The sequence below is a fragment of the Actinophytocola xanthii genome (genome assembly GCF_001921205.1).
In the GTDB taxonomy this organism is placed as follows: domain Bacteria; phylum Actinomycetota; class Actinomycetes; order Mycobacteriales; family Pseudonocardiaceae; genus Actinophytocola; species Actinophytocola xanthii.
The window spans coordinates 120,310-128,526 of record NZ_MSIE01000037.1 but is presented as its reverse complement, the minus strand read 5'-3'; the positions used below and the strand labels follow the sequence as shown (position 1 = coordinate 128,526).

Genomic DNA, 8,217 nt, shown 5'->3' with positions numbered 1-8,217 from the left:
CTCGGCGCGGTCCCGCCGGCCGCTGCCGAGGACCATGAGCGTCCGGGCGGGCAGGGGGAAGTCGACCCGGCCGGCCGGCGGCGCGGCGGGTGCGGCGGTGGTGGTCCAGCGTGCGCCGCCGGGCCGGCCGTCGAGCGGCTCCGGCCAGCGCGGCTCGAACGTCGGCACCAGCGGCTCGCGGAACGGGAGGTTGACCTGCACCGGACGACCGCGCTCGGCCTGCGCCACCGCGCGGCAGACCAGCGCCCGCCAGGCCGCGTTCTGGCCCGAGCGCCGCTCGGCGACCGGGAACTCGACGGTGGTCGCGGCCGGTCCGAACATCCCGCGCTGCTCGACGGTCTGGTTGGCGCCGGTACCGAGCAGCTCGGGTGGGCGGTCTGCGGTCAGCAGCAGGATGCCGACACCTCCGTGGTGGGCCTCGAGCACCGCCGGGTGCAGGTTGGCCACCGCCGTGCCGGAGGTACAGGCCACCGCGGCGGGTCGGCCGGCGCCGGTGGCCAGCCCGACCGCGAGGAACGCCGCTGCCCGCTCGTCGACCCGCACGTGCAGGGTCAACCGGCCCGCCTGCGCCGCCTCGAACAACGCCATCGACAGCGGCGCGTTGCGGGAGCCGGGGCAGAGCACCACGTGCGGCACGCCGCAGCGCACGAGCTCGTCGACGACCACGTCGGCCTGGGCAGTGGACGGGTTCACCCCCACCACCAGCCCTGCATGACCCGGGCGCGCAGGGCCGCGAGCGCCACCTCGCGGCCGAGCTCGTTCAGCCCGACCGGCCGCTCGACGTCCCCGGCCACCAGCGCGTCGAGCACCCGCAGGTCCCACAGCGCCTCGACCCGCAGCCCCAGGACCTCCTCGTGGGACAGCGGCTCGGACTCGCCCTCGGTCTCGCCGCCCCGGCGCCAGCCGAACTCCTCGAGCACGACGGCGAGCCTGCGGTCGATGGCGGCGCGGTCCACGTGCGTCTCCATCAGCATCATCATCAGCACGGTCTCGAGCACCTGCTGGCGGTACGCCGGCTCGGTGCCGCCGATCAGCCGGGCGCACACCGCGCCCAGCAGGGCCTGGTCGTCCTCCAGCGCGTCCTCGCCGAGGTAGGTCAGCCGCAGCCGGCCGTCCTCGACGTCGATCAGCTCGCACCGGTAGGCCAGCTCGCGCAGCTGACCGACCGGGGGCCAGCTCGACTCGCTGCGCCCGCCGCCGGGGAACGTCCTCGCGCACGGCATGACCTCGACGATCCGCCCGACCAGCTCGGTCGGCAGGTAGCCGGCCTTGGTCAGCCGGGGGCTGTGCCGGGCGCTCTCCAGCAGCAGGCGCATCCCCGCGACCGCGGCCCCGGGATCGAGGTCGGTCCTGGGCCGCCCGGAGACGTCCGGCTCGGTCCGCACGAGCAGCTCGCGCAGCGCGGCGCTCGGCGTCCCCTTCGCCCAGTACCGGATCCGCTCGCTGACCATCGCCTGCGCCACCGTCCGGCGGCCCTCGTCGGCCAGCCTGCTGTTGAGCAGGTCGATCGCGAGCATCAGGCGCAGCTCGTCGGCGGCTGAGGTGCCGAGCGGGATCTGCCCGTCCTGGATCGCCGCCTCGAGGGCCCGGGCGATCGCGTCGAACGCGGCGGCCTCGTAGGGGCCCGGGTCGTTGAGCCAGGCGATCTCCAGCTCGTCGGGCGGCAGCACCCCCGACTCCTCCATCGCGCTGATCGCGAGCTGCGCGCACCGGTCCTGGTCGGCCGCGGCGGCCAGGACCCGTTGGGTCCAACCGCCCCGGCAGATCGCCGCGTACCGGGGCTCGCCGGTGAGGTCGAAGAACGAGGCGAACGCCTCGGTGACCCGTCGCCAGTCGGTCGCCTCACCGGCCCGGACCTGCCTGGGCAGGATCAGCCACAGGTATCGCTGGACGTCGAACTGGGAGGCGCGATAGCCGGCATCGCCGCCCGACAGGCCTCGCCAGGCCGCGCTCACCTGACGACCGGTGGTGAGGTCCCGGCCGCACAACAGGTCCAGAGCGGAGTCGACGTCGTGCACGTGGCCAGCTTGGCATGCCGGCGGGTCCACGCGCGATTCACCGTCGAGCGGGAGCCCATATGCTCGCCGGCGTGGCGACCGTTTCCGAGCTGTTCGACGACTCCGCCTGGCGCGAGGTCGAAGGCTTCGACTTCACCGACATCACCTACCACCGCGCGCTGGACACCGGCGCCGTGCGCATCGCCTTCGACCGGCCCGAGGTGCGCAACGCCTTCCGCCCGCACACCGTGGATGAGCTGTACCGGGCGCTGGACCATGCCCGGATGAGCTCCGACGTGGGCTGCGTCCTGCTGACCGGCAACGGCCCGTCCCCGCGCGACGGCGGCTGGGCGTTCTGCTCCGGCGGCGACCAGCGGATCCGGGGACGCACCGGCTACCAGTACGCCTCCGGGGACACCGCGGAGACGGTCGACCCGGCTCGAGCAGGTCGCCTGCACATCCTCGAGTGCCAGCGGCTCATCCGGTTCATGCCCAAGGTGGTGATCGCCGTGGTGCCGGGCTGGGCGGCCGGCGGGGGGCACAGCCTCCACGTCACCTGTGACCTGACCCTCGCCAGCGAGGAGCACGCGCGCTTCAAGCAGACCGACGCCGACGTCGGCAGCTTCGACGGCGGGTACGGCTCGGCCTACCTGGCCAGGCAGATGGGCCAGAAGTTCGCCCGGGAGGTGTTCTTCCTCGGGCGCGCCTACTCGGCGGCGGACATGCACCGCATGGGTGCGGTGAACGCCGTGGTGCCCCATGCCGAGCTGGAGGCGACCGCGCTCGAGTGGGCGCGGGAGATCAACGGGAAGTCACCGACCGCCCAGCGGATGCTCAAGTACGCGTTCAACCTCATCGACGACGGCCTGGTCGGCCAGCAGCTGTTCGCCGGCGAGACGACGCGGCTGGCCTACATGACCGACGAGGCGGTCGAGGGCCGGGACGCGTTCCTGCAGAAGCGCGACCCCGACTGGTCCCCGTTCCCGTACTACTACTGACCCCCTCCGGTCCCGGCCAGCCAGGCCTGGTGGGCGGTGTCGACCCGCCGCCACAGCGCGGCCCGGCGGTCCTGGCCGACGTCGGCGAGGTGCAGGCCGAACACGTCGGCGAGCGCGGCGTACCAGTCGGGCGCCGTGGTCAGTTCCGTCGACGTCTCGCCGGAGCCGGTCACCCGCCGCAGGACGCGGCCGCGCAGGCCGTCCAAGCCCTGGCTGTCGCGGCGGTAGGCGGTGAGCACCCGGACGAAACCCGAGCGCGGGTCGGTCTGGAGGAACTCGTGCCTGGGCGTGAGCTCGGCCACCGTGGCCGGGCCAGGCGCGAAGTCCATGCCGAGCGGCGACATGCGCGGGTCGGTCTGGAACCGCCAGCCGCCCTCGACGGCCGTCGAGGGCGCGATGCCGAAGCTGAAGGGCCCCTGCCGGTGGGTACCGGTGACCAGCGGGAGGGGTTCGTGCGGACCGTGGCCCAGGCCCGCGTCGACCAACCAGCTGCCGGCCTCGTTGGCCGCCGAGGGCAGGCCGGCCACGGTCAGCGCGAGGTGGAAGCCGTTGGCGCCGGCCACCTCCGTCGGATCGGCCTGCACACCCCCGACGTGCGGGTGCACGGCGAACCCGAGCCAGCCGAGCAGCGTGGCCATCGCGCCGTTGAGGTGGTAGCAGTAGCCCCCGCGGCCGGCGAGCAACAGGCGCACGGAGTCCAGCGGCTCGATCGTGCGCCGCTCGCCCAGCCAGATCCACACCGACTCGTAGGGGATGCGTTCGAGCTGCGCGCGGTGCAGCGCGAACAGGGTCTCGAGGGTCGGCGGCGGCGTCTCGGGCAGGCCGAGCCGCCGCAGGTACGCGTCGCGCAGGTGCCGGTCGAGCGGCGCGAGCCAGGTCATACCGCGACCCTAGGCATACCGACCGACAATGACGGCGTGCGTGAGATCGTGCTGGACGGGCCGGACGGGGTGGGCGAGCTGACCCTGGCGCTGCGTGCCGCCCTGGACGGCTCCGGCCCGGCCGTGCTGCCGGTGTCCGCCGCCGACCCGCGGCGGGGTGAGCTGGTGGCCAGGATGGCCCCCGAGCTGCCGGTGGAGCCCGGCACGGCGCTGGTCGTCGCGACGTCCGGGTCGACCGGGACCGCCAAGGGCGTGCTGCTGTCCGCCGCCGCGCTCACCGCGTCGGCCACCGCGACCCATGCCCGGCTCGGCGGACCCGGGCGGTGGCTGCTCGCCCTGCCGGCCCACCACGTGGCCGGCGTGCAGGTGCTCGTCCGTTCGCTGCTCGCCGGCCGCCCGCCGGTCGTGCTCGGGCGGGGGGAGCCGTTCGCCGACGCGGCCGCCGAGCTGCTGGCCGGGCCGGGCCCGCACTACACCGCGCTGGTGCCGACCCAGCTCACCCGGATGCTCGCGGCTCCCGAGGTGCTGCGCCGGTTCGACGCGGTGCTGCTCGGCGGCGCCGCCGCACCGGCGGCGCTGCTGGCCAGGGCCAGGGCGGCGGGCGTGCCGGTGGTGACCACCTACGGCATGTCCGAGACCGCCGGCGGTTGCGTGTACGACGGGCGCCCGCTCGACGGCGTGCTGGTGCGGACCGGTGCGGGAGGCGTGGTCGAGTTGTCCGGCCCGACGCTCGCCAGCGGCTACCGGCTCGACCCGAAGGCCACCGAGGCGGCGTTCGCCGGTGGCTGGTTCCGCACCGACGACCTCGGCACCGTGCACGAGGACGGCTCGCTCGAGGTGCACGGCCGGGCGGACTCCGTGATCAACACCGGTGGGGTGAAGGTGGTGCCGTCGGTGGTGGAGTCCGTGCTCGCCGCCCAGCCGGGGGTGGCCGAGGCGTGCGTGGTCGACCTGCCGGACGAGGAGTGGGGGCAGCTGGTCGCGGCGGTGGTGGTGCCGGCGGACCCGGGGGCGCCACCCGGGGCAGCCGGGCTGCGGGACGCTGTTCGGCAGGCGCTGGGCGGGCCATCGGTGCCCAAGCTGGTGCGGTTCGCGCCGGCGTTGCCGCTGCGGGGGCCGGGGAAGGTGGACCGGTCGGGGGTGCGGGCGGAGTTGCTGGCGACGGTCGGGGAGTGAGGGCCGGGACGCGCGGGGTGGGCGCGGGCGGCGCGGGCGGCGGCGGCCAAGATGGGGACATGGTCGCTACGGCTGGACAGTGGGTGCGGGGGGCGCGGGTTCGGACCCTGCCCAACTCGGTCGCGCCGGTGATCGTCGGGACCGGCGCTGCGGCGGCGGTGGGCCGGGCCAGCTGGTGGGCGTCGCTGCTCGCGCTGGTCGTGGCGCTCGCGCTCCAGGTCGGCGTGAACTACGCCAACGACTACTCCGACGGCATCCGGGGTACCGACACCGACCGGGTCGGCCCGCTGCGGCTGGTCGGCTCGGGGCTCGCCACCCCGGCCGCCGTACGCGCCGCGGCGGTCGCCTGCTTCGCGGTCGCCTGTGTGGCGGGACTCGTGCTGGTCGCGCTCACCGGGTTGTGGTGGCTGGTCGCGGTCGGTGCGGCCTCGGTCGCCGCCGCCTGGTTCTACACCGGCGGGTCCCGGCCCTACGGGTACTCGGGCTGGGGTGAGGCGGCGGTGTTCGTGTTCTTCGGGCTCGTCGCGGTGCTCGGCACCGAGTACGTGCAGGCGGAGCGGGTCAGCTGGCTGGGGGTGGCCGGCTCGGTCGCGCTCGGCGCGTTCTCGGCGTCCGTGCTGGTGGCCAACAACCTGCGGGACGTGCCGACCGACCGGGCCGCCGGCAAGCGCACGCTCGCTGTGCGGCTGGGCGAACGGCGCACGCGGGTGCTCTACGTCGGCCTGGTGTCGGTGCCGTTCGTGGTGACCCTGCTGGCCGCGCCGGCCACCCCGTGGCTGCTGGTCGCGCTGGCGGCGGCCCCGGTCGTGCTGCCGGCGGTACGGGCCGTCGCGGGCGGGCGGGAAGGGCTGGCGCTGGTCCCCGTGCTGCGCGACACCGGCCTGGCCATGCTGGCCTGGGCGGTACTCGCGGCGCTCGCTATGGCCCTGGGGTGAGAGCCGGTTGCTCGTCGCCGTCGGGGGTCGGCCAGTCGCCGGTGGCGAGGAACGACTCCACGGTGTCCTGGTGCGGGGTCAGCTCCAGCTCGTTGCGGGCCAGCCACCGCCGGTCGTAGTAGGTGTTGCCGTAGCGGTCGCCGGCGTCGCAGAGCAGGGTGACCACGCTGCCCGGGCGTCGGGCCGCCCGCAGCTCGGCGACGAGCTGGAAGGCACCCCACACGTTGGTGCCGGTCGAGCCGCCCACCCGGCGGCCGAGGACCTGCTCCACCACGTGGATCGTGGCCAGTGAGGCGGCGTCCGGGACCTTGATCATCCGGTCGATCACGTCACCGATGAACGAGGGCTCCACCCTCGGCCGGCCGATGCCCTCGATGCGGGAGCCCCGGCACGCGGTGAGCGTCGGCCGGGCGTCACGCCAGGCGTCGTAGAACACCGAGTACTCCGGGTCCACGACGGCCAGCCGGGTGCGCAGCCGGCGGTAGCGGATGAACCGGCCGATCGTCGCGCTCGTGCCGCCGGTGCCGGCGCCGACCACGACCCACTCCGGCTCCGGGTGCGGTTCCAGGGCCATCTGCCCGAAGATCGACTCGGCGATGTTGTTGTTCCCCCGCCAGTCGGTCGCGCGCTCGGCGTGGGTGAACTGGTCCATGAAGTGACCGCCGAGCTCCGCGGCCAGCCGGTGGGACTCCGCGTACAGCTGGCTCGGCTCGTCCACGAAGTGGCAGCGTCCGCCCTGCCGCTCGATCAGCTCGACCTTCTCGCCGCTGGTCGTGCGGGGCATGACCGCGATGAACGGGAGACCGAGCATCCGCGCGAAGTAGGCCTCGGACACGGCCGTCGAGCCCGAGGAGGCCTCGATCACCGGCGTGCCCTCGACGACCCAGCCGTTGCACAGGGCGTAGAGGAACAGCGACCGCGCCAGCCGGTGCTTGAGCGAGCCGGTCGGGTGGGTGGACTCGTCCTTGAGGTAGAGCTGGACGTCCCACTCCGGCGGCAGCGGGAACGGGATCAGATGGGTGTCGGCGCTGCGGTTGGCGTCCGCCTCGATCACCCGGACGGCCTCACACACCCATTCCCTGGTCTTCTCGGCACCCCGGTCGGTCGCGGCCACTCAGCTCTCCCGCTCCTCGCCGCGCAGCTGGGAACGCAGCCGGGCCCGCTCCTCCTCGCGGCGCGCGCCCCGCTCGGCCAGCCCCGCGGTCACCCGCTGGTTGAGCCCGCGGAACAGCAGCAGCCCGAGCGGGAACCCGACCACGACCGCGACCGCGAGGCTCACCAGCAGCGGCACCCCGAACAGCAGCAGCACCGCCGTGACCACGACGACCAGCCCGACCCGGACCGCGCTGTACAGGGCGATGTCCCGCCCCAGCTCACTGCTCATCGCCCTCGCCCTCCGACGTGTTCGGCCGGCCCTCGAACCGGGTGGACAGCACCAGGGTGGTCCGCGTCCTGGCGACGCCGTCGATGCGGCGCAGCCGGCCGAGCGTGCGCTCGAGCTCGTCCACCGTGGCGACGCGGACCTTGACCACGAACGACTCGTCGCCGGCGACCCGGTAGCAGGACTCCACCTCGGGCAGCAGGGCGAGCGACTCCGCGACGTCCTCGTCGTCGGCCACGTCCGTCGAGTGGATGCCGATGAGCGCGGTCACGCCCAGCCCGACCGCGGAGGGGTTCACCACCGCGTGGTAGCCGGTGATGACCCCGGTCGCCTCGAGCTTGCCGACCCGCTCGTGCACCGCGGACGCGGACAGGCCGACCCGCCGTCCGAGGTCGGCGTAGGTGGCCCGGCCGTTCTCGCGCAACGCCGCGATGATCCTGCGGTCGAGGGTGTCCACGCGGGCGACTCTAGCGCTCCGTCCGCGGCGTCCGAACCGGCCGATTTGTCCCTTACTACCTCTTTACCATCAGACAACCGTTCGAGTACCCGACGGGCGAGATGACACGATTGGCTGGTCCGGTTCCTGTACCGCGAGGAGGACACGTGACCGCAGCACACGTCGGCGAGCGACTGCTGACCCCCGGCGAGGTCGCGGCGTTGTTCCGCGTCGACCCGAAGACCGTGACGCGATGGGCGACGGCGGGGCGTATCGGCTCCATCCGCACCCCAGGTGGTCACCGGCGGTTCCGCGAGTCGGAGGTCAAGTCGCTGCTGGCCGAGCTGACGACCGAGGCCACCAAGGCCGGTGGACCGGCCTAGGGCAGGACGCGCCCTAGCCAGTCACCCCTA

General features: G+C 74.2%; 10 protein-coding genes. 4 read left to right on the top strand and 6 right to left on the bottom strand.

Features of this window, described 5'->3' with window-relative positions; genetic code table 11:
- Positions 1 to 693, bottom strand: a 693-nt coding sequence (locus tag BU204_RS20600; protein ID WP_269844652.1) for a thiamine pyrophosphate-binding protein, incomplete at its 3' end; no start/stop codon positions are given.
- Complete coding sequence (locus tag BU204_RS20595) at positions 690 to 2,018, bottom strand: hypothetical protein (protein ID WP_075127326.1); 1,329 nt, start codon at positions 2,016 to 2,018, stop codon at positions 690 to 692. The genes BU204_RS20600 and BU204_RS20595, both read right to left, overlap by 4 nt.
- A gap of 71 nt (positions 2,019 to 2,089) precedes the next feature.
- Between BU204_RS20595 and BU204_RS20590 the strand changes: the two genes are divergently transcribed.
- Entirely contained in the window at positions 2,090 to 2,995 is a 906-nt protein-coding gene (locus BU204_RS20590) for a 1,4-dihydroxy-2-naphthoyl-CoA synthase (RefSeq protein WP_233160434.1), read from the top strand.
- Here BU204_RS20590 and BU204_RS20585 read toward each other — a convergent pair.
- Positions 2,989 to 3,876: an arylamine N-acetyltransferase family protein gene (locus tag BU204_RS20585; RefSeq protein WP_075127324.1), complete on the bottom strand. Its 888-nt coding sequence runs from the start codon at positions 3,874 to 3,876 to the stop codon at positions 2,989 to 2,991. The genes BU204_RS20590 and BU204_RS20585 overlap by 7 nt on opposite strands.
- Before the next feature lie 36 nt (positions 3,877 to 3,912).
- Here BU204_RS20585 and menE point away from each other — a divergent pair, with 36 nt between their 5' ends.
- Both menE and BU204_RS20575 read left to right on the top strand, forming a co-directional pair.
- The gene (menE, locus tag BU204_RS20580; protein WP_075127323.1) at positions 3,913 to 5,052 is read left to right on the top strand and encodes an o-succinylbenzoate--CoA ligase; all 1,140 of its coding nucleotides are present in this window, start codon (positions 3,913 to 3,915) and stop codon (positions 5,050 to 5,052) included.
- A 59-nt stretch (positions 5,053 to 5,111) separates the two neighbouring features.
- Entirely contained in the window at positions 5,112 to 5,987 is an 876-nt protein-coding gene (locus BU204_RS20575; protein ID WP_075127322.1) for a 1,4-dihydroxy-2-naphthoate polyprenyltransferase, read from the top strand.
- On the opposite strand, the gene cds1 is transcribed toward BU204_RS20575, so the two are convergent.
- From cds1 to BU204_RS20560, 3 genes are read right to left on the bottom strand one after another with little or no spacing between them, the layout of a single operon-like run.
- The gene (gene cds1, locus BU204_RS20570) at positions 5,971 to 7,101 is read right to left on the bottom strand and encodes an L-cysteine desulfhydrase Cds1 (RefSeq protein WP_075127321.1); all 1,131 of its coding nucleotides are present in this window, start codon (positions 7,099 to 7,101) and stop codon (positions 5,971 to 5,973) included. The genes BU204_RS20575 and cds1 overlap by 17 nt on opposite strands.
- Positions 7,102 to 7,371, bottom strand: coding sequence for a DUF4229 domain-containing protein (locus BU204_RS20565; protein ID WP_075127320.1), 270 nt, complete (start codon positions 7,369 to 7,371; stop codon positions 7,102 to 7,104).
- Positions 7,361 to 7,825, bottom strand: coding sequence for an Lrp/AsnC family transcriptional regulator (locus BU204_RS20560; protein WP_075127319.1), 465 nt, complete (start codon positions 7,823 to 7,825; stop codon positions 7,361 to 7,363). The genes BU204_RS20565 and BU204_RS20560 overlap by 11 nt, the downstream gene beginning before the upstream one ends.
- Positions 7,826 to 7,971: 146 nt before the next feature.
- Between BU204_RS20560 and BU204_RS20555 the strand changes: the two genes are divergently transcribed.
- Complete coding sequence (locus BU204_RS20555; RefSeq protein ID WP_075127318.1) at positions 7,972 to 8,187, top strand: BldC family transcriptional regulator; 216 nt, start codon at positions 7,972 to 7,974, stop codon at positions 8,185 to 8,187.
- Positions 8,188 to 8,217: the final 30 nt, after the last annotated feature.